19 protein-coding genes are annotated in these 20,297 nt (G+C 47.7%); 5 read left to right on the forward strand and 14 right to left on the reverse strand.

Annotation, left to right across the window (positions count from 1 at the left end; all coding sequences use genetic code 11):
• Nucleotides 1-62: 62 nt before the first annotated feature.
• From AKJ31_RS05020 to AKJ31_RS05075, 13 genes are all read right to left on the reverse strand, one after another.
• Nucleotides 63-944, reverse strand: a complete 882-nt coding sequence (locus AKJ31_RS05020) for a ParB/RepB/Spo0J family partition protein (protein WP_053408014.1) — start codon at nucleotides 942-944, stop codon at nucleotides 63-65.
• 23 nt (nucleotides 945-967) lie between these two features.
• Complete coding sequence (locus tag AKJ31_RS05025; protein WP_053408015.1) at nucleotides 968-1,741, reverse strand: ParA family protein; 774 nt, start codon at nucleotides 1,739-1,741, stop codon at nucleotides 968-970.
• 14 nt (nucleotides 1,742-1,755) lie between these two features.
• The gene (gene rsmG, locus AKJ31_RS05030) at nucleotides 1,756-2,388 is read right to left on the reverse strand and encodes a 16S rRNA (guanine(527)-N(7))-methyltransferase RsmG (RefSeq protein ID WP_053408016.1); all 633 of its coding nucleotides are present in this window, start codon (nucleotides 2,386-2,388) and stop codon (nucleotides 1,756-1,758) included.
• Entirely contained in the window at nucleotides 2,388-4,286 is a 1,899-nt protein-coding gene (gene mnmG / locus AKJ31_RS05035) for a tRNA uridine-5-carboxymethylaminomethyl(34) synthesis enzyme MnmG (RefSeq protein WP_053408017.1), read from the reverse strand. Before mnmG ends, rsmG begins: the two co-directional genes overlap by 1 nt.
• Nucleotides 4,287-4,751: 465 nt before the next feature.
• Complete coding sequence (gene mioC, locus AKJ31_RS05040) at nucleotides 4,752-5,186, reverse strand: FMN-binding protein MioC (protein ID WP_053408018.1); 435 nt, start codon at nucleotides 5,184-5,186, stop codon at nucleotides 4,752-4,754.
• A gap of 48 nt (nucleotides 5,187-5,234) precedes the next feature.
• Complete coding sequence (mnmE, locus tag AKJ31_RS05045; RefSeq protein ID WP_053408019.1) at nucleotides 5,235-6,596, reverse strand: tRNA uridine-5-carboxymethylaminomethyl(34) synthesis GTPase MnmE; 1,362 nt, start codon at nucleotides 6,594-6,596, stop codon at nucleotides 5,235-5,237.
• Between the two features lie 115 nt (nucleotides 6,597-6,711).
• A complete protein-coding gene (gene yidC, locus AKJ31_RS05050; RefSeq protein ID WP_053408020.1) occupies nucleotides 6,712-8,331 on the reverse strand; it encodes a membrane protein insertase YidC in 1,620 nt (539 codons plus the stop codon).
• Nucleotides 8,332-8,333: 2 nt separating this feature from the next.
• Nucleotides 8,334-8,591 (reverse strand): membrane protein insertion efficiency factor YidD, encoded by a 258-nt coding sequence (gene yidD, locus AKJ31_RS22505; protein WP_072161243.1) that lies wholly within the window; start codon nucleotides 8,589-8,591, stop codon nucleotides 8,334-8,336.
• Complete coding sequence (rnpA, locus tag AKJ31_RS05055; protein WP_245639027.1) at nucleotides 8,558-8,881, reverse strand: ribonuclease P protein component; 324 nt, start codon at nucleotides 8,879-8,881, stop codon at nucleotides 8,558-8,560. Before rnpA ends, yidD begins: the two co-directional genes overlap by 34 nt.
• 46 nt (nucleotides 8,882-8,927) lie before the next feature.
• Nucleotides 8,928-9,062 carry a 50S ribosomal protein L34 gene (rpmH, locus tag AKJ31_RS05060; RefSeq protein ID WP_005378825.1) on the reverse strand — a complete coding sequence of 45 codons (135 nt, stop codon included), beginning with the start codon at nucleotides 9,060-9,062 and terminating at the stop codon, nucleotides 8,928-8,930.
• Between the two features lie 230 nt (nucleotides 9,063-9,292).
• Nucleotides 9,293-10,030 carry an amino acid ABC transporter ATP-binding protein gene (locus AKJ31_RS05065; protein WP_053408022.1) on the reverse strand — a complete coding sequence of 246 codons (738 nt, stop codon included), beginning with the start codon at nucleotides 10,028-10,030 and terminating at the stop codon, nucleotides 9,293-9,295.
• Nucleotides 10,027-10,698 carry an amino acid ABC transporter permease gene (locus AKJ31_RS05070; protein ID WP_053408023.1) on the reverse strand — a complete coding sequence of 224 codons (672 nt, stop codon included), beginning with the start codon at nucleotides 10,696-10,698 and terminating at the stop codon, nucleotides 10,027-10,029. The genes AKJ31_RS05065 and AKJ31_RS05070 overlap by 4 nt, the downstream gene beginning before the upstream one ends.
• Nucleotides 10,699-10,813: 115 nt before the next feature.
• Nucleotides 10,814-11,563, reverse strand: coding sequence for an amino acid ABC transporter substrate-binding protein (locus AKJ31_RS05075; RefSeq protein WP_053408024.1), 750 nt, complete (start codon nucleotides 11,561-11,563; stop codon nucleotides 10,814-10,816).
• A 385-nt stretch (nucleotides 11,564-11,948) separates the two neighbouring features.
• Here AKJ31_RS05075 and dnaA point away from each other — a divergent pair, with 385 nt between their 5' ends.
• The 5 genes from dnaA (at nucleotide 11,949) to AKJ31_RS05100 (ending at nucleotide 18,953) form a co-directional block, all read left to right on the forward strand.
• Nucleotides 11,949-13,355, forward strand: a complete 1,407-nt coding sequence (dnaA, locus tag AKJ31_RS05080; protein ID WP_053408025.1) for a chromosomal replication initiator protein DnaA — start codon at nucleotides 11,949-11,951, stop codon at nucleotides 13,353-13,355.
• Nucleotides 13,356-13,448: 93 nt separating this feature from the next.
• Nucleotides 13,449-14,549: a DNA polymerase III subunit beta gene (gene dnaN, locus AKJ31_RS05085; RefSeq protein ID WP_053408026.1), complete on the forward strand. Its 1,101-nt coding sequence runs from the start codon at nucleotides 13,449-13,451 to the stop codon at nucleotides 14,547-14,549.
• 1 nt (nucleotide 14,550) lies between these two features.
• Nucleotides 14,551-15,633 (forward strand): DNA replication/repair protein RecF, encoded by a 1,083-nt coding sequence (recF, locus tag AKJ31_RS05090; protein ID WP_053408027.1) that lies wholly within the window; start codon nucleotides 14,551-14,553, stop codon nucleotides 15,631-15,633.
• 13 nt (nucleotides 15,634-15,646) lie between these two features.
• On the forward strand, nucleotides 15,647-18,064 hold the full coding sequence (gyrB, locus tag AKJ31_RS05095) for a DNA topoisomerase (ATP-hydrolyzing) subunit B (RefSeq protein WP_053408028.1): 2,418 nt from the start codon (nucleotides 15,647-15,649) through the stop codon (nucleotides 18,062-18,064).
• Between the two features lie 454 nt (nucleotides 18,065-18,518).
• Nucleotides 18,519-18,953 carry an Hsp20 family protein gene (locus tag AKJ31_RS05100; protein ID WP_053408029.1) on the forward strand — a complete coding sequence of 145 codons (435 nt, stop codon included), beginning with the start codon at nucleotides 18,519-18,521 and terminating at the stop codon, nucleotides 18,951-18,953.
• A gap of 67 nt (nucleotides 18,954-19,020) precedes the next feature.
• Here the strand turns inward: AKJ31_RS05100 and AKJ31_RS05105 are convergent, their stop codons facing one another.
• Entirely contained in the window at nucleotides 19,021-20,271 is a 1,251-nt protein-coding gene (locus AKJ31_RS05105) for a valine--pyruvate transaminase (RefSeq protein ID WP_053408030.1), read from the reverse strand.
• Nucleotides 20,272-20,297: the final 26 nt, after the last annotated feature.

Here is a 20,297-nt window from a genome sequence, read left to right on the forward strand (position 1 = left end):
AACCGACAACTTTCGCACAAAAAATCGTTTTTTACATAATTGATTGAGATCAATTATCTCATTTAGCTCTCGAGCTTGGCAATTAGTTGCTCCAATTTGTGAGGCTCATCAAGACTAATCGTCATTTTCGACTTGCCACCCTTCGAACGCACTATCACCACATTTGCACCGAGCATTTCACTGAGTTTTTGTGACATTTGTTGTGCCTCGGTGTCTTGAGGCTCGTTTTTGTCTTCAGTTTGTGGCTGGAGACACTTTTTAACAAACTGTTCGGTTTGTCGAACCGTCATTTGCTTTTTCGCCACTTGCCCTGCTACTTCAATTTGTAGCTCACCTTCCAGTGCCAATAAAGCGCGAGCATGTCCCATTTCTAAGACTTTCTCAGCGACCAGCGCTTTGACTTCTGGTTCGAGTTGGTTCAGGCGCAGTAAGTTACTCACCGTGGTACGCGATTTACCAATCACATCAGCCACTTGCTGGTGGGTCAGCGAGAACTCTTCTTGCAGACGATCCAATGCCTGTGCTTCTTCGATAGCATTAAGATCTTCACGTTGGATATTTTCGATCAACGCCATCGCGATCGCCGCGCGATCTTCAACGTTTTTGATCACACAAGGGACTTGCTTTAAGCCCGCCTTGCGCGCTGCGCGCCAACGGCGTTCACCGGCAATGATCTCATACTTGTCAAAATCAACCTGACGCACCACGATTGGCTGGATAATGCCTTGCGACTCAATCGACGCCGCCAGTTCTTCTAATGCTTCGGCTGACATGTCTTTGCGCGGCTGGTAGACACCTGGTTTTAAGCTGTTGATACTTAGATCGGTTAGCTCACCATCAGACGACAATTCTTGGCTATGCAGAGCACTTTGCTGTTTATCACGAGCGAGAGAGCTGGTCGACAGCAGAGCGTCGAGCCCTTTACCCAAACCACGTTTAGACATGTGTCAGAGTTCCTTTGTTAGGTTTATGCAGGTACTTCTTCGCGGCGTAGCATTTCACCGGCTAAGGCCAAATATGCTTTTGCGCCTGCTGAGTATTTGTCGTAGTACATGGCAGGTTTACCATGGCTTGGCGCTTCGGCCAAACGTACATTACGAGGAATAACAGTGCGGTACACCTTGTTGCCAAAGTGTTTTTTCAGCTGGTCAGAAACCTCATTCGATAGACGGTTTCTCGGGTCGTACATGGTGCGGAGTAAACCTTCAATTTTGAGGTTTTCATTCACCACGGCTGCCAGCTTACTGATTGTATCCATCAACGCGGTTAAACCTTCGAGCGCAAAGTACTCACATTGCATCGGAACCAAGACCGAATCAGCTGCGGCCATAGCGTTGATTGTAAGAAGATTTAGAGATGGAGGACAATCGATAAAGATGAAATCATAGTTATCACGAACTGATGCCAATGCGTTCTTCAAACGCACCTCACGAGCAAACACTTCCATCAGTTTGATCTCGGCGGCAGTCACATCGCCGTTGGCAGCAATGAGGTCGTAATTCCCAGACGTTTTGCGACACACCACTTCATCAAATGGCACGTCTTCAACCAATAATTCATATGCCGTGGCGTCGACTTGATACTTATCGACCCCACTAGCCATCGTTGCGTTTCCTTGTGGATCGAGATCAATCACCAAGACTTTACGCTTAGTCGCAGCCATAGAGGCGGCTAAGTTGATGCATGTTGTTGTCTTACCAACCCCACCTTTCTGGTTGGCGATTGCTACGATTTTACCCACAATGAACCTCGCTGTTATTCCTTGCGCGATAAGATTACTAGATGACGCTCGCCTTCCAATTCAGGAACATGCAAAGCTTTGATGTCGGTCACAGAACACCAGTCAGGTAATTGCTCAATCTCATCGTGCGGTAATTGCCCTTTCAGCGCCAAGAATAAACCCGTGTCTGTTTTTGGCAAATGATGGCACCAAGACACCATATCTATCATAGAAGCGAAAGCTCGGCTCAGCACCGCATCAAATTTCTCTTCTGGTTGAAACTCTTCCACTCGACTTTGAATCGGTGTCACATTTTCAATCTTCAGTTCGTGCAGGACTTGTTTGATGAAACGGATACGCTTGCCGAGGCTATCAAGCAAGTAAAATTCTTTATCCGGATTCATGATCGCCAATGGGATACCTGGTAAACCCGGGCCGGTGCCCACATCAATAAAGCGCTCACCTTGTAAGTGAGTACTAACAATGATGCTATCAAGAATATGTTTCACTAGCATGTCTTGCGGGTCGCGAACCGAAGTCAGGTTGTACGCCTTGTTCCATTTGTCGAGCATCGCAACGTAACCCACAAGCAGCTCGCGCTGCTTGTCTGACACGTCTAATTCCGTTTGTGCGATTAAGGCATCCAGTTTTTCACGCAGTAGACTCATTACGCTGCATCCTCGCCTTTTTTCAACAGGCCGTGTTTTTTCAAGTGCACCAACAAAATCGAAATCGCCGCAGGTGTGATACCTGAAATACGAGAAGCAATACCGATAGACTCAGGCTTGGCTTCGCTCAACTTGGCGCTAACTTCGTTCGATAACCCTTTGACATTCGTGTAATCAAGATCCACTGGCAGTTTGGTGTGCTCATGACGTAGCGATTTCTCGATCTCGTCTTGCTGGCGCTTGATGTAACCCTCGTATTTGACCTGAATTTCAACCTGCTCAGCGGCTTGTTGATCTTCAAGTGCTGGCGAGAAAGCTTCCAACTGCGTGAGCTGCTCATAGGTCATCTCTGGACGACGCAACAGATCTTCACCGCTTGCTTCGCGGATCATTGGCGTTTTCAGCAGCGCATTCAGTGCATCGATGCCCGCTGATTTCGGATTCATCCAAACGTCTTTCAAACGTTGACGTTCTTTCTCGATGTTGTCGATCTTCTCGTTGAAGCGTGCCCATCGAACATCATCAATCAAACCAAGTTCACGCGCTTGAGCGGTCAAACGAAGGTCGGCATTGTCTTCACGTAGCAACAAGCGGTACTCCGCACGCGAAGTAAACATGCGGTACGGTTCTTTGGTACCCATGGTCGACAGATCATCGATCAATACGCCCATGTATGCTTGGTCTCGGCGTGGGCTCCAACCGTCTTTGCCTTGGCTGTACAAGCTCGCGTTCATACCTGCCATCAGACCTTGAGCCGCCGCTTCTTCGTAACCGGTTGTACCGTTAATCTGGCCAGCAAAGAACAGACCATGGATGAATTTGGTTTCGTAAGTCTGTTTTAAGTCACGCGGGTCAAAGAAATCGTACTCAATGGCGTAACCTGGACGAACGATGTGTGCGTTTTCAAATCCTTTCATTGAGCGAACGATCTGGACTTGGACATCAAACGGTAAGCTGGTGGAAATACCGTTCGGATAGAGTTCGTGTGTCGTTAAACCTTCAGGTTCGATGAAGATCTGGTGACTGTTTTTGTCTGCAAAACGCATCACTTTGTCTTCAATCGACGGGCAGTAACGTGGGCCAATACCCTCGATCACACCGGCATACATCGGGCTGCGATCCAAGTTATTGCGAATCACATCGTGAGTTTGCTCGTTGGTATGAGTAATAAAACACGGAATTTGTCGCGGATGCTGGCTGCGGTTCCCCATGAATGAGAATACTGGTGTTGGATTATCACCGTGCTGCGCTTCTAATTGCGAGAAATCGACGCTGCGAGCATCGATACGTGGTGGTGTACCAGTTTTGAGTCGATCAACTCGGAACGGCAGTTCACGAAGACGATCCGCAAGAGCGATCGAAGGAGGATCCCCTGCTCGACCGCCGGAAAAGTTTTCCATGCCGATGTGGATCTTACCGCCGAGGAAAGTACCGACCGTCAACACCACAGCTTTGGCGTGGAACTTCAGACCCATCTGAGTCACAACCCCGACAACGGTATCTTGCTCGACAATCAAATCATCAACGGATTGTTGGAACAGGGTTAAATTCGGTGCATTTTCTAATGCATCACGTACATACGCTTTGTACAGTGCGCGGTCAGCTTGAGCACGCGTCGCTCGAACAGCAGGCCCTTTCGACGCGTTGAGTGTACGGAACTGAATACCAGCGTGATCAATTGCTTGGGCCATTAAACCACCCATTGCATCCACTTCTTTGACCAAGTGGCCTTTACCGATACCACCAATGGCAGGGTTGCATGACATTTGACCCAATGTATCGATATTGTGCGTCAGTAACAGGATTTTTTGTCCTGTACGTGCAGATGCTAGTGCGGCTTCCGTTCCTGCGTGTCCGCCACCAACAACGATGACGTCAAAGTTTTCGTGATAGAGCATGAACTGACCTCAGGTATTCAATCAAGCTATAGAAAGATAAAAGAGCGCTATTCTACCCTCTTTCCTAGGGCGTGAAAATGCTTTTGAGACTTTTCATCTAAAGGGCTGAAAGGCTTATATATATAAGATCTATATATATGATCTTTTATTAGATCTACTATTAGGATCGACGATCTCTGTGGATAACCTAAAAATGATCAACAAGATCATGGATCTTAGAGTGATCATATTCTGTGATCTCAGCTTGATCATGATGAGGATTACCTGGGATCAAAAATGGCACTTATTCACAGGGGGTAATTCTGATCTAAGTTGTTACTTGGATAACTAAAGGAAGATCACTGGATCTTACTAGTTTTATCCACAGATGATTTGTTCAATAAAGCAGCATTTAGTTCAATGAGAGTGGCATTAGTTATGCACAGAGGAGGGAATGAGAGCCGCATTTGCGGCTCTCAATGGAGGTTAGAAGTGCTCTATATGCTCAGTTAACCACGTTTCTGCCGCGTCTTCAGGCACGTCATGACTCAGTACATCGATAGTAAAACAGTCGGAAATCGGCGTCGCACCGATGTCTTCTAATAGGGCATGGGCATGCTTACCCGCCGCGCAAAACGTATCGTAGCTAGAGTCGCCAATCGCAATCACAGCAAACTTTAGTTCACTAGTTCGTGGCGGTGTATCTTGCAGTGCTTGGATAAATGGCTGGATATTATCAGGGTACTCACCGGCACCATGAGTTGAGGTGATCACCAGCCAGGTACCGTTTGGCTCAATCTCTGCAAGGTCTGGCGTGTTGTGAATCGTCGTCTCAAAGCCTTTTGCTAGCAGAAGGTCGCTGAGGTGGTCACCCACATACTCCGCACCACCTAAGGTACTGCCTGTAATGATATGAATCATGCTATGTCCTTTATAAAAACAAACGCGACCGATTGGCCGCGTTATAAATTATTTACCGATACAGAAAGAAGAGAAAATGCGTCCTAGTAGGTCGTCAGAGCTGAATTCCCCCGTGATTTCACTCAGGTGCTGCTGAGCGATACGTAGCTCTTCTGCAAGGATTTCACCTGCCATATAACCTTCGAGCTGCTGTTGGCCGATGTCGAGGTGCTCCGCGGCTTTTTCCAGTGATTCTAAGTGACGACGACGCGCCATGAAGCCTCCTTCGTTGCCACCCGAAAAACCCATGCACTCTTTTAAGTGGCTGCGTAGCGCATCGACCCCTTCGCCAGTTTTGGCTGACAGGCGGATCAAGGTTGGCGAGTTAACGTGGCAGATGCCTAATTCTTCTTTAGTTTGATCAACTTTATTGCGGATCACTGTCATGCCCATGTCGTCTGGAAGACGATCGACAAAGTCTGGCCAAATCTCTTTAGGATCGGTGGCGTCAGTTGTAGTGCCATCAACCATAAACAGCACGCGGTCGGCTTGGGCTATCTCGTCCCACGCACGTTCGATACCAATTTTTTCGACTTCGTCTGACGCGTCACGCAGGCCTGCTGTGTCGATGATGTGCAGTGGCATGCCGTCGATGTGAATATGCTCGCGTAGCACGTCACGGGTGGTACCGGCGATATCGGTTACGATCGCGGACTCTTTACCAGACAAGGCATTCAACAGGCTCGATTTGCCCGCGTTTGGACGACCAGCGATAACGACTTTCATCCCTTCACGCATGATCGCGCCTTGGTTGGCTTCACGACGTACCGCTGCGAGGTTGTCGATGATCGCTTGCAGGTCGGAAGACACTTTGCCGTCGGCTAAAAAGTCGATCTCTTCTTCAGGGAAGTCTATCGCTGCTTCAACGTAGATTCGCAGATGGATCAGAGATTCCACCAGCGTATGAATGCGCTGAGAGAACGCCCCTTGCAGTGATTTAAGCGCAGATTTGGCCGCTTCTTCTGAGCTGGCGTCAATCAAGTCTGCAATCGCTTCTGCTTGCGCGAGGTCGAGTTTATCGTTTAAAAACGCACGTTCAGAGAATTCGCCCGGTCTTGCGGTACGGATACCTGGAATCTGCACAATGCGTTTAATCAGCATGTCCATCACAACTGGGCCGCCGTGGCCTTGTAGCTCGAGTACGTCTTCGCCAGTAAATGAATGCGGGTTAGGGAAGTACAGCGCAATGCCTTGGTCTAGTTGGGTGCCGTCTTGCGCGGTAAAAGGCAGGTACTCTGCGTAGCGAGGACGCAGCTCTTTGCCTGTCACTTCTAGCGCGACTTTAGACGCCAGTGGTCCAGAGACGCGGATAATGCCTACACCACCACGTCCCGGAGCGGTCGCCTGAGCAACAATGGTATCAGTTGTCATAGTTGTGCCTGTCGATATTGAGTGCCATAGCTTGGCAAATAAACAATGAGTTGAATTGTAATCAGCTCAAATAAAAAAGGCGACCTTTTGGCCGCCTTTGATTCACTATTGGCTGTTACTTAGAGTGCAAGCCTTTCTTTTCCAGCGCCTTGTAGATTAGCGATTGCTGGATAAGCGTTACGATGTTCGATACCAACCAGTATAGAACCAGACCTGACGGGAAGAACAGGAAGAAGAAAGTAAACATAACCGGCATAAAGGTCATGATCTTCTGCTGCATTGGGTCAGTGACTGTTGTCGGGCTCATCTTCTGGATTAGGAACATTGACGCACCCATCAGTAGCGGCAAGATGTAGTAAGGGTCTTGCGCTGAAAGGTCGTGAATCCAACCGAAGAACGGCGAGTGACGTAGTTCTACCGATTCCATCAGAGCCCAGTATAGTGCGATGAAGATTGGCATTTGTAGAACCAAAGGAAGACAGCCACCCAGCGGGTTCACTTTCTCTTTCTTGTACAGTTCCATCATCTCTTGGCTCATGCGTTGGCGGTCGTCGCCGATACGCTCACGCATTGCTTGCAGCTTAGGTTGTAGCATGCGCATTTTCGCCATCGAGGTGTATTGCGCTTTTGTTAGTGGGTACATAGCACCACGAACAATAAAAGTCAGACAGATGATTGCCACACCCCAGTTACCAACAAAGCTCTGGATGAACGATAGCAACATGTGAAGTGGTTTAGCGATGAACCATAGCCAGCCGTAGTCGACTACTAGGTCTAGGTTAGGCGCGACTTCTGACATTTGGTCTTGAAGTTTTGGACCTACCCATAGCGTCGCAGTAAATTGCGCGCTGTCGCCGTTCGCGATGGTTTTGTTTGGCATACGAACGCCGATATCGCCAAGGCTGCCGATAACGCGAGTGTATAGGTTTGTACCTGCTTCGTTACGTGGGATCCACGCTGACGCGAAGTAGTGCTGGATCATTGCTGCCCAACCCTGACCATCTGGTAGAGGTAGAGACAGGTTACGATCTTGCATGTCGTCGAAGCTGTATTTCTTGTAACGTGTTTCTTCGGTCGAGTAAGCACCGCCACGGTAAGTTGGCATTGTGATGCTGCCGCCATCGTCCATTAGGTTCTGACGTAGGTGTGCGTACATACCAAATGTTGCGTTGGTACCCGAATTGTTGACGACGTTGTATTCAACGTCTAAAGCGTAGCTGCCACGTTTTACGATGAACGTCTTAGTGTACTCTAGGCCGTTTGCAGAGTAAGTCATTGGAATACGAAGTTCATCCTGACCGTCTGCAAGTACAAAGCTGTCTGCGCTTACCGCGTAATGAGGGCGGTTAGAGCTGCTTAGGTCGATACCTTGAGGACCAACTAAGCCACTTTGTGCAATAAACTGGTGACCAGGTTCGTTTTTAAGAAGAACGAACGGGTCTGAAGAATCTAGTTCTGCTGAGTATTGGTTTAGGTCTGCGTGGACAACATCACCACCAACCGCATCAATCGACAGAGTCAATACATCAGTTGTCACGGTAATCGTTTTGGCAGAAGCTTGCTGTGTCGGAGCTGGATCTAGCTCGTCAGCAAATGATGGTGCAGGTAGAGTACTGCTTGATTGAGCCTGCTCAACCGGCTGAGGCGTCGGATTCTTTGCAACTTGCCATTGCTGGAACAATAGAAAAGAAACCAGTGCTAGCGCGATTAACAGGATATTACGTTGAGAATCCATCGTTATTTATCTCTGTCTTGTTTTTGGACTGGTGGAACGGGGTCGTACCCGCCTTCATTCAAAGGGTGGCATTTTAATAGACGTTTGCTTGATAACCAACACCCTTTTACAAAACCGTGAGCTTTCAACGCTTCTATGGCATAAGTAGAACAGGTTGGAGTAAAACGACAACGCGGTCCGATGAGCGGACTAATGAGGCCTTGGTAAAGTCGGACGAAGCCGATTGCTACCCACGAGAGGGGCGAGACAGACGCTGCCATAACTTATCAAACAATTTGAACATTTCTTCATTGCTCAAATCTTGCGCGCTTTTCTTGGCAATAACAACAAAATCTTTGTTAGGAAGCTGGTGTTGTTTATTACGAAAGCTTTCACGAGCGAGACGTTTAAAGCGATTTCGACCAACAGCAGTTTTAATCTGTTTTTTCGGAACGGCTAAACCCAATCTTGGATGTGATAGGTTGTTGTTGCGAGCAATAATAGTGAAATGAGGTGAGCCGGCTCTATGAGCTTGCTGGAAGACATTTTGATAATGCTCGGGAGTTAACAAACGTAACTCCCGATTGAACGCGTACGTATTCAAAATAAACTAATGATTATTTTGACAGGCGCGCACGGCCTTTAGCACGACGTGCATTGATTACTTTACGACCGTTCTTAGTTGCCATGCGAGCACGGAAGCCGTGAGTACGCTTGCGCTTTAGAACTGTAGGTTGAAAAGTGCGTTTCATGATAATTACCTTTACTGATCAGTAGTTTTAGGTCAATGTTAACCCGGCGTGGGCATTGCATCTTCTTTATATAAAATAAGAGGACAAACCGACGCCTCTCAACAAAGAGGCGGAATTGTAATCACAGTCACACAAAGTGTCAATCATTGAGCGACTGCTAAATTCCGGCCGAGCGATTATACGTAGTGTGAACAAAATCTCAAGGATCGAACGATCTTCTCGAGTGATCTTTACTCAGCACCGACTTGTCGAAGGAACTTCTTCAAGCGTGGATCCTGTGGATTACCGAAGATATCCTGTGGAGATCCCTGCTCAACAATGTTGCCTTCCGCCATAAAGATCACGCGATCCGCGACCTCTTTGGCAAATTGCATTTCGTGAGTCACCACCAGCATCGTTTGATGTTTGGTCGCTAACTCCTTCATTAATTGGAGAACTTCGCCAACCCATTCAGGGTCAAGTGCCGAAGTTGGCTCATCAAACAGCAGCAATTCCGGTTGCAGAGCCATAGCCCGACCGATACCAACACGCTGTTGTTGGCCGCCCGACAGTGCCGCTGGATAACTGTCGCCTTTGTCGCCCAAACCGATGTCATCCAAAATCTCTTGTGCACGCTTTAACGCGTCAGCTTTCTTCCAACCACGCACCGTGATCAGACCTTCTGCAATGTTTTGGCGTGCGGTCATATGAGCAAACAGCGCGTAGTTTTGGAATACGAAACCTGTCTTGCGGCGTAGGGCGATCACTTCAGCTTTGGTGTGGTTCTCGGTATCGACACTGACGTCATCGATAGTAATCACGCCTTTATCGGCGTTTTCGAGAAAGTTGACCGTGCGCAGTAAGGTCGACTTACCGGTACCACTCGAGCCGATAATCACGATGATTTCACCTTGCTTGATATCGATGTCGATTCCTTTTAGCACTTCGCTGTCGCCAAAGCGTTTGTGGATATTGGCTAATTTAATCATCGTACGTACGCCTTATTTAACTTCGCTTCTGCCCAAATCTGTACACGAGTGAGGATCACTACTACCGCCCAGTAAATTAACGCTACGGCTAAGAACGCTTCAAAGAAGCGGAAACTAGAAGACGCTTCCATCTGCGCTTTGGCCATGATCTCAGCTACGCCTAAAGTAAATGCCAACGACGTCGATTTAATCATGTCGATGAAGTAGTTCATTAGCGAAGGCAGAGCGACACGGGTTGCTTGCGGCAAGATCACGCGACGCATGGCTTGTGAGGTCGTCATACCAACCGATAAGCTCGCTTCCATCTGGCTGCGGTCGATACCGATGATCGCAGCACGAATGCTCTCCGCCATGTAAGCGGCAAAGTGGAGGGTCAAACCGATCACCGCGGCGCTGAACGCGTCCAGACCGACCATAAACGGAAATACCTGCGGTAAACCGTAATATAGCAGGAACAATTGCACCAACAGCGGTGTACCACGGAAGAAGCTGATATAAAGCTGGCTGAGTTGGTCAAGAACGGGAACTCGAAAAACACGAATATTGGCCAAAATGACGGATAAAATCAGCGAAAACACCAATCCCCACGTCGCCATTTCCATTGTGGTGCCAAGATATTTAAGCAATATCGGCATCAGGTCTAGCATGTAGTTAAAATCGAATCCCATTACCTATTCCAGTTAAAAAAGTCGTACTTGGTAGAAATGCAAAGCCCACTGCAAAGAAGCAAGGCAGTGGGCTTGGAGACTTATCCTAGTTTATGCGGATAAGAAATGTAAGTGGTTACTTCTTAGTGATGTCCGCACCAAACCACTTCTGCGAGATTTCTTCTAGTGTGCCGTCTGCGCGCATTGCAGCTAGTGCTTTGTTCACTTCAGCTTGCAGTTTTTGGCCGTTTTCGTTGTTGACGAATGGCCACGCGTTTTCGATCGTTTCGAATGGTTGGCCAGCAAGTTGTAGCGGAAGACCGGTTTTCTTGATCAGCTCAAGAGCAGATAGACGGTCCATCACGAATGCGTCAGCACGACCTAGAGCGACATCGTGTTCGATACCTGTTTCGTAAGTCTTGATGTTGATCTTGCCGTCTTTGTCGTAGTTACGTAGTAGCTGCTCAAAGTTCGAACCTAGGTTTACCGCGACAGTTTTACCTGCTAGGTCTTCGATACCTTGGATCTCATCGTTACCTTTACGCACTGTGATTTGCGCGCCATCAACGACGTATGGGTCAGCAAATAGGTACTTCGCTTTACGCGCTTCCGTCATCGTGATCTGGTTTGAAATCGTATCGATACGACCAGTTTCTAGCAGACCAAACAGACCAGAGAAGTTTGCGGTTACGTATTCTACGTTGTAATCGTTGCGCTTACCGATCTCATCCCATAGGTCAACTTCAAAACCTTGCAGTTTATCTTGCTGTACAAACGTGAATGGGAAGTAGCGACCAGACATACCAACTTTAACGTCAGTAGCTGCTTGAACCGTTGCTGCAGAAAGCGCGATTGCTGCTACAGCAGCTTTAATCCAGTATTTCATAGTAAAACTCCATATATTTATGGTTGCAAATACTACTGTCATTTTAATCAATTAGATAAATAACCAAGAGCAATAACCTAGATGGCAGTGTAATAAGCTAAGTAAACAATAGCAGAAAGCAAAAAATCTAGACTGAGATCTATTGGCAGAAAACTTCATGCACAGAGTTATCACCAGACTCAGGATCGAGCCAAATTTGCACAAATGTGGATCAAAGTGTGAGTAAAAATGGGGCAATATGTGGGGATCCGCCGAATAATCCCGGAAATAATGTGAATAACTTAGATCTTATTCACTGGATCGTCGATCAATCGCTGGCGATCTTGGTTATCAACAGGTAAAATTGCCAATCTTTTCCGAATAACGACTTTTGAGTGGGGGCACCGTGTCATCTTCGCTATGGTTGCAATGTATGCAGCAGCTTCAAGAAGAGCTACCAGCTACAGAATTCAGTATGTGGGTACGTCCGTTACAAGCGGAACTCAATGACAATACTCTCACTTTATTTGCACCAAACCGTTTTGTGTTGGACTGGGTACGCGATAAGTACTTAAACAACATCAACCGCCTGTTGCGTGAATTCTGTGGTAATGATGTCCCTAGCTTACGCTTTGAAGTTGGCAGTCGTCGTGTTTCTGCGCCTAAGCCTGTGCCAACTCGCACTCCGGCGGATGTGGCCGCAGAGTCATCGGCTCCAGCACAGCTTCAGGCTCGTAAACCAGTGCATAAGACTTGGGATGATGACGCCGAAGCCGTCGCGAACATCAACCACCGCTCAAACGTGAACCCAAAACACAAGTTCAAGAACTTTGTTGAAGGTAAGTCGAACCAACTTGGTTTGGCGGCGGCTCGTCAGGTATCGGATAACCCGGGTGGCGCATACAACCCGTTATTCCTATACGGTGGCACGGGCTTGGGTAAAACCCACTTGTTGCACGCGGTAGGCAACGCGATTGTTGACAACAAGCCAGACGCAAAAGTGGTGTACATGCACTCTGAGCGTTTTGTGCAAGACATGGTAAAAGCGCTGCAAAATAATGCGATTGAAGAGTTCAAGCGCTACTACCGCAGTGTCGATGCTCTGCTTATTGATGACATTCAATTCTTTGCCAATAAAGAGCGCTCTCAAGAAGAATTTTTCCATACTTTCAACGCATTGCTTGAAGGTAACCAACAAATTATTTTGACATCAGACCGCTATCCAAAAGAGATCAACGGTGTTGAAGATCGTCTAAAATCGCGTTTTGGTTGGGGTTTGACGGTAGCGATCGAGCCACCAGAGCTAGAAACGCGTGTGGCGATCTTGATGAAGAAAGCCGAAGATCACCAAATCCATCTTGCGGATGAAGTCGCGTTCTTTATAGCTAAGCGACTACGCTCGAACGTTCGTGAACTGGAAGGCGCGCTAAACCGCGTGATCGCCAACGCGAACTTTACTGGCCGCCCGATTACCATCGATTTCGTGCGTGAAGCACTGCGTGACTTATTGGCGCTGCAAGAGAAGTTGGTGACGATCGACAATATTCAAAAGACGGTTGCCGAGTACTACAAAATTAAAGTGGCCGACTTGCTGTCAAAACGTCGTTCGCGTTCTGTGGCGCGCCCACGTCAGCTGGCGATGGCGTTAGCGAAAGAGTTGACCAACCACAGTTTGCCAGAAATAGGCGACGCCTTTGGTGGTCGTGACCATACCACGGTACTGCACGCTTGCCGTAAAATAGAGCAACTGCGTGAAGAGAGTCACGATATCAAAGAAGATTACTCAAACTTGATTCGTACCCTTTCTTCTTAATTCACAGTATCCTTATATCCTGGCGATCAGGGTATAAGTACCCGGTCATTACTCTGTTTGTCTAAGCAAAAAGAAATCTGATAAGAGCGTCCTATGAAATTTTCCATTGAGCGTAGCCACTTACTAAAACCTCTACAACAAGTATCCGGTGCTTTAGGTGGTCGTCCAACTTTACCAATCCTGGGTAACTTGCTACTCAAAGTCGAAGATAACGTATTGTCGATGACGGCGACGGATTTGGAAGTGGAACTGATCAGCCGAGTGACGCTAGAAGGCGATTTTGAAGCGGGCAGTGTGACGGTGCCGTCACGTAAGTTCCTCGATATTTGTCGTGGCTTACCGGATGATTCAGTCATTACCTTTGTTTTGGAAGGTGACCGCGTTCAAGTGCGTTCAGGCCGCAGTCGTTTCTCGCTCTCTACGTTACCTGCGAGTGATTTTCCAAATATTGAAGATTGGCAAAGCGAAGTTGAAATTACGCTGACTCAGGCAGAGCTGCGCGGCGTGATCGAAAAAACGCAATTCTCGATGGCTAACCAAGACGTGCGTTATTATCTCAACGGTATGCTGTTTGAAATCGACGGCAGCACGTTGCGCAGTGTCGCGACCGACGGTCACCGTATGGCGGTATCGCAAACTCAACTGGGTGCAGATTTTGCGCAAAACCAAATCATCGTACCGCGTAAAGGCGTACTCGAGTTGGTGAAACTGATGGACGCGCCAGAGCAGCCAGTGACGCTGCAAATCGGCAGTTCAAACGTTCGCGCGGAAGTGAACAACTTTGTCTTCACTTCGAAGCTCGTTGACGGCCGTTTCCCGGATTATCGCCGCGTAATGCCGCAACAAACGACCAAAACGCTGGAAGCGGGTTGTGACGAATTACGTCAGGCATTTTCTCGTGCGGCGATTCTGTCCAACGAAAAGTTCCGTGGTGTTCGTGTTAACTTAGCCGGTAGCGAAATGCGCATTACCGCGAACAACCCAGAACAAGAAGAAGCGGAAGAGATGCTAGATGTGACGTTTGAAGGCGAGGCGATCGAAATCGGCTTCAACGTTAGCTACGTATTGGACGTATTAAATACGCTGCGCTGTGAGAAAGTGCGTATTTCGATGTCGGACGCTAACGCGAGTGCCTTGATTGAAAATGCCGACGATGACAGTGCTCTGTACGTGGTAATGCCGATTCGACTCTAGCATGCCGCTCTCTCGTCTTATTATTCAGCAATTTCGGAATATTAAAGCCTGTGATATCGACCTATCATCAGGCTTTAACTTTCTTATTGGCCCGAACGGCAGTGGCAAAACCAGCGTGCTGGAAGCGATCTATTTGTTGGGTCATGGCCGCTCATTTAAGAGCTCGTTAACTGGACGAGTGATTCAAAACGACTGTGAAGAACTGTTTGTCCACGGTCGTTTTTTGAACTCGGATCAATTTGAGCTACCGATCGGCATTAATAAGCAGCGCGATGGCTCAACAGAGGTTAAAATAGGCGGTCAGTCTGGGCAGAAGTTAGCTCAACTGGCACAAGTTTTACCCTTGCAATTAATCCACCCGGAAGGGTTCGATTTGTTGACCGATGGACCGAAACATCGCCGCGCATTTATTGATTGGGGCGTGTTTCATACCGAGTCAGCTTTTTATGACGCATGGGGCCGCTTTAAGCGACTGAACAAGCAACGTAATGCGTTATTAAACACCGCGACCAGCTATCGAGAACTCAGTTACTGGGATCAAGAGATGGCAAGATTGGCTGAAAATATCAGCCAGTGGCGCTCACTGTATGTCGAGCAACTCAAGTCCAAAGCTGAAGAGATTTGTCAGGCTTTTCTGCCAGAGTTCGACATTCAATTGAAGTATTACCGTGGCTGGGATAAAGATACCCCTTATCAGGAAATTCTGGAAAAGAACTTCGAACGGGATCAGTCGCTGGGTTACACGTTTAGTGGACCCAATAAAGCCGATTTGAGAATCAAAGTGAACGGTACGCCGGTAGAGGATGTGCTGTCACGTGGCCAGTTAAAACTGATGGTGTGTGCGCTGCGTGTTGCACAAGGTCAGCACCTGACGGAAATGACTGGCAAGCAATGTATCTACTTAATTGATGACTTTGCTTCTGAATTAGATAGCCAACGTCGTAAGCGTCTTGCCGACTGCTTAAAAGAGACGGGGGCACAAGTTTTTGTAAGTTCTATTACCGAAAGTCAAATCACCGACATGTTGGATGAAAATGGCAGGATGTTCCATGTGGAACATGGCACAATAGAACAAAATATATAGTGGAAGATAACTCATGTCTGAAAATTACGATTCATCGAGTATTAAAGTACTAAAGGGTCTGGATGCGGTACGTAAGCGTCCGGGAATGTACATCGGCGACACGGATGACGGTACCGGTCTACACCACATGGTTTTTGAGGTGGTGGATAACTCAATTGATGAAGCGTTGGCAGGTCACTGTAAAGACATCATTGTAACTATCCACGAAGACAACTCTGTCTCTGTGAGCGATGATGGTCGTGGTATTCCAACAGAGTTACACGAAGAAGAGCAAGTCTCGGCAGCGGAAGTTATCATGACGGTACTTCACGCTGGTGGTAAGTTTGACGACAACTCGTACAAGGTCTCTGGTGGTCTGCACGGCGTAGGTGTTTCTGTAGTAAACGCTCTGTCTGAAAAAGTAGAATTGACTATCCACCGTGGTGGTCATATCCATACTCAAACTTACCGTCACGGTGAGCCTCAAGCGCCACTTGCGGTTGTGGGCGATACCGATAAAACCGGTACGATGATCCGTTTCTGGCCGAGCGCAGAAACCTTCTCAAACACCGAGTTCCACTACGATATCCTAGCAAAACGTCTGCGTGAGCTTTCGTTCCTAAACTCAGGTGTATCAATCAAGCTAAGCGACGAACGCGAAGAAGACAAAAATGACCACTTCATGTACGAAGGTGGTATCCAAGCGTTTGTTGAGCACTTGAACACCAACAAAACACCAATCCACGAGAAAGTATTCCACTTCAACTCTGAGCGTGAAGACGGCATTTCTGTGGAAGTAGCGATGCAGTGGAACGATGGTTTCCAAGAGAACATCTACTGTTTCACTAACAACATTCCTCAGCGCGATGGTGGTACTCACCTAGCGGGCTTCCGTTCGGCACTGACTCGTACCCTGAATACTTTCATGGACAAAGAAGGCTACTCGAAGAAAGCCAAAGCAGCGACGTCGGGCGACGATGCTCGTGAAGGTCTGACAGCGGTTATCTCGGTAAAAGTGCCAGATCCAAAATTCTCAAGCCAAACCAAAGACAAACTGGTTTCTTCTGAAGTGAAATCAGCGGTTGAATCGGCGATGGGCGAGAAGCTTTCTGAGTACCTCGTTGAGCACCCGAACGAAGCGAAAACCGTTTGTAGTAAGATCATCGATGCGGCTCGTGCTCGTGAAGCGGCACGTAAAGCGCGCGAAATGACACGTCGTAAAGGTGCACTAGACCTAGCGGGTCTGCCAGGTAAATTGGCCGACTGTCAGGAAAAAGACCCAGCGCTATCTGAACTATACATAGTGGAGGGTGACTCTGCGGGTGGTTCAGCTAAGCAAGGTCGTAACCGTAAAAACCAAGCAATCCTGCCGCTGAAAGGTAAGATTCTTAACGTAGAAAAAGCGCGTTTCGACAAAATGCTGTCTTCACAAGAAGTAGCAACACTGATCACCGCGCTTGGCTGTGGTATTGGTCGTGACGAGTACAACCCAGATAAACTGCGTTACCACAACATCATCATCATGACCGATGCGGACGTCGATGGTTCTCACATCCGTACTCTGCTACTGACGTTCTTCTACCGTCAAATGCCAGAGCTTATCGAACGTGGTTACGTGTACATCGCTCAGCCACCGCTTTACAAAGTGAAGAAAGGTAAGCAAGAGCAGTACATCAAAGATGAAGAAGCGATGAACCAGTACCAAGTTGCTTTGGCTCTGGATAACGCGGCTCTACACGTTAACGCGGATGCGCCAGCTTTGGCGGGCGAAGCGCTAGAGAAACTGGTTCAACAATACAACGCTGGCATTAAGCTGGTGGAGCGCATGAGTCGCCGCTACCCATACGCGATGCTACACGAATTGCTTTACACGCCACGCCTAACGGCAGAGCAGTGCCATGACGTTGCAGCAGTGGAAGCGTGGACCAAACAGCTCATTGAACAACTAAACGCAAAAGAAGTGGGCGCGAGCCAGTACAGCTTTGAAGTTGAACAACACGCTGAACTCGGTCTGAACCTACCTAAGATTGTTGTTCGTACTCACGGTGTGACACACGAATACGCACTGAGCATCGACTTCATCAACTCGAAAGAGTACGGCAAGCTAGCGGATCTGTCAGAAGCGCTGGATGGTTTGCTGGAAGAGGGCGCTTACATCAAACGTGGTGAACGTACTCAACCAGTGGATAGCTTTGTTGAAGCTCTGAACTGGCTGATCAAAGAGTCACAACGTGGTCTAAGCCGTCAGCGTTACAAAGGTCTAGGTGAGATGAACCCTGACCAGCTTTGGGAAACCACTATGGACCCAGAGTCTCGTCGTATGATGCAAGTAACGATTGAAGATGCCGTCGGCGCAGATCAGCTGTTCACTACGCTAATGGGTGACCAAGTTGAGCCGCGTCGTAACTTCATCGAAGAGAACGCACTCAAGGTATCAAACCTAGACGTTTAGAGCTTTGATACTTCGCTCTTTCGCTCCATTTCGGTGTCAGAGGTGCTCACATACCTTCGTATGTTCCGCGCCTCTTCCTTGAACTGAAACGAAATCGATTCGTCTCAAAACTCTAAAGAAATTGAAAGCACTGCCCGTTGGGTGGTGCTTTTTTTGTTTTTAAATGATTGAAAAATAATGAATTGAAAAAATTATCAAAATAATCCCTTGAAAGTATTTTGCCCTATCCATATATCTAGTTGTGAAGAGGCGCCAAGCGATTTGGGCCTCTGAAATCGCTGTAACAAGCGTCGCTCAAGTGAGGACGACTTTCCCAGCACACAATCTGAAACCCAAGATTCTGCCCCATGTCCCTGTGCTCGTTTGTCTGTGGAATGGTAATGAATCGCTTAGCCACCAAAGCAAACTTTGGATACTCGCGGCTAAGACTATTGCTTATTAAGAGGATAGTATTATGAGAACTGTAGATTTCACTCCTTTATACCGCAACGCAATCGGCTTCGACCGTCTTCTAAACATGATGGAAGCGAATGCTGCGAAAAGCAGCTCTGGCGGTTACCCTCCATACAACATTGAACAAAAAGACGAGAACAACTACCGCATCACTATGGCTGTAGCGGGTTTTGCAGAAGATCAACTCGACCTAATGCAAAAAGATAATATGTTGATCGTTAAGGGTGAACGCAAAGAAGAAGGCGAGAAAAATTACGTCTACCAAGGTATCGCAGAACGCGACTTTGAACGTAAGTTCCAGTTGGCAGACTACGTAAAAGTGGTTGGTGCGAGCATGGAAAATGGCTTGCTACATATCGATCTAGAACGTGAAATTCCAGAAGCGATGCAACCGCGTAAAATTGCCATCAACGGTCAGAAATTGATTGAAGGCTAATAGCCGTTAGTTAAGGCAAAGATATAAAGAGTGAAAGAGCGCCGATTGGCGCTCTTTTTAATTCCATTTAGCCTTGTTGGTAGGCTTTGGCGACTTCTTCTGCGATCACCGCAATGCCTTTTTGCATCGCTTCATCATCTTGTACGTAGTTCATACGCAGGCATTGATGCGCGTGTTCCCAGTCATCTTCTTGACCGATAAAGAAATATTCTCCTGGCACAATCAAAACGCCTCGCGCTTTAAGACGCTTGTAGAGTTCCATGGTTGTGATCGGCAGCTCATCGAACCATAGCCATAGGAAAATCGCACCTTCCGGCTTATGGATACGGAACCTTGGGTCATTGATGGCGTCTTGTAGTAGTTGCACCGCACGTTGCGACTTGTGCTGATAAAACGGTTTAATTATGTTGGTACTCAGTTTGAGCAAGTCGTCTTTTGCAATCATGTGGTTGGCAAAAGTAGGTCCAACGCTACCCGGCGCAAGGCTGATGATTCCGTTCATATTGGTCATCGCTTGAGTGATTTCTTCACTGGCAATCACAATCCCACAGCGTACGCCCGGCAGACCTAACTTCGATAAGCTCATACACAAGATGGTGTTTTCATTCCAGAACGGCTCGACGTCTTCGAAAATGATATTTGGAAACGGCAAACCGTAGGCATTGTCGATGATCAGTGGAATATTGTTCTCACGCGCCAGCTTATCCAACTTGTGGATCTCTTCGTCGGTTAGAACGTTTCCGGTCGGGTTGGTTGGGCGTGAGGCGCAGATCGCTGCCACTGACTCATCAACTTTTAACTCTTCAAAATCTACGTGGTATTTGAACAGGCCGTTGTCGAGCAACTCAATTTCTGGGTGATAAGAAACAAAAATGTTCTCATCGATGCCTGCGTCCCCATAACCAATGTATTCAGGGGCGATAGGTAATAAGATCTTCTTGTGCGAACCGTCGGCTTGTTGGCCTGCGAGCAGGTTAAACAGGTAAAAGAAGCCGCTTTGGCTGCCGTTCGTCAGGCTGATGTTTTTCTCAGTTATGTTCCAGCCGTACGTCTCTCTAAATAGCTTCGCCAGTGCTTTGACAAATACGTCTTTACCTTGCGGTCCATCGTAGTTGGTCAGCGCGGCGACGAGGTCACCGCTGGCGAGCAGTTCTTCACTGGCTTGATGAAAGTACTCGAGCATGGCAGGTATGGCGGCTGGGTTGCCTCCACCGAGCATGATGGCGCCTGGAGTGCGCAGACCATCATTAAGGTCGTCCATTAACTGCGTGATACCGGAATACTGATTAAACTTGTCACCAAACTTAGAAAACTGCATTGCTACTTTTACCTAATTCATTGTGT

Origin of the sequence: Vibrio hepatarius (assembly GCF_001274785.1) — a bacterium.
In the GTDB taxonomy this organism is placed as follows: Bacteria; Pseudomonadota; Gammaproteobacteria; order Enterobacterales; family Vibrionaceae; genus Vibrio; species Vibrio hepatarius.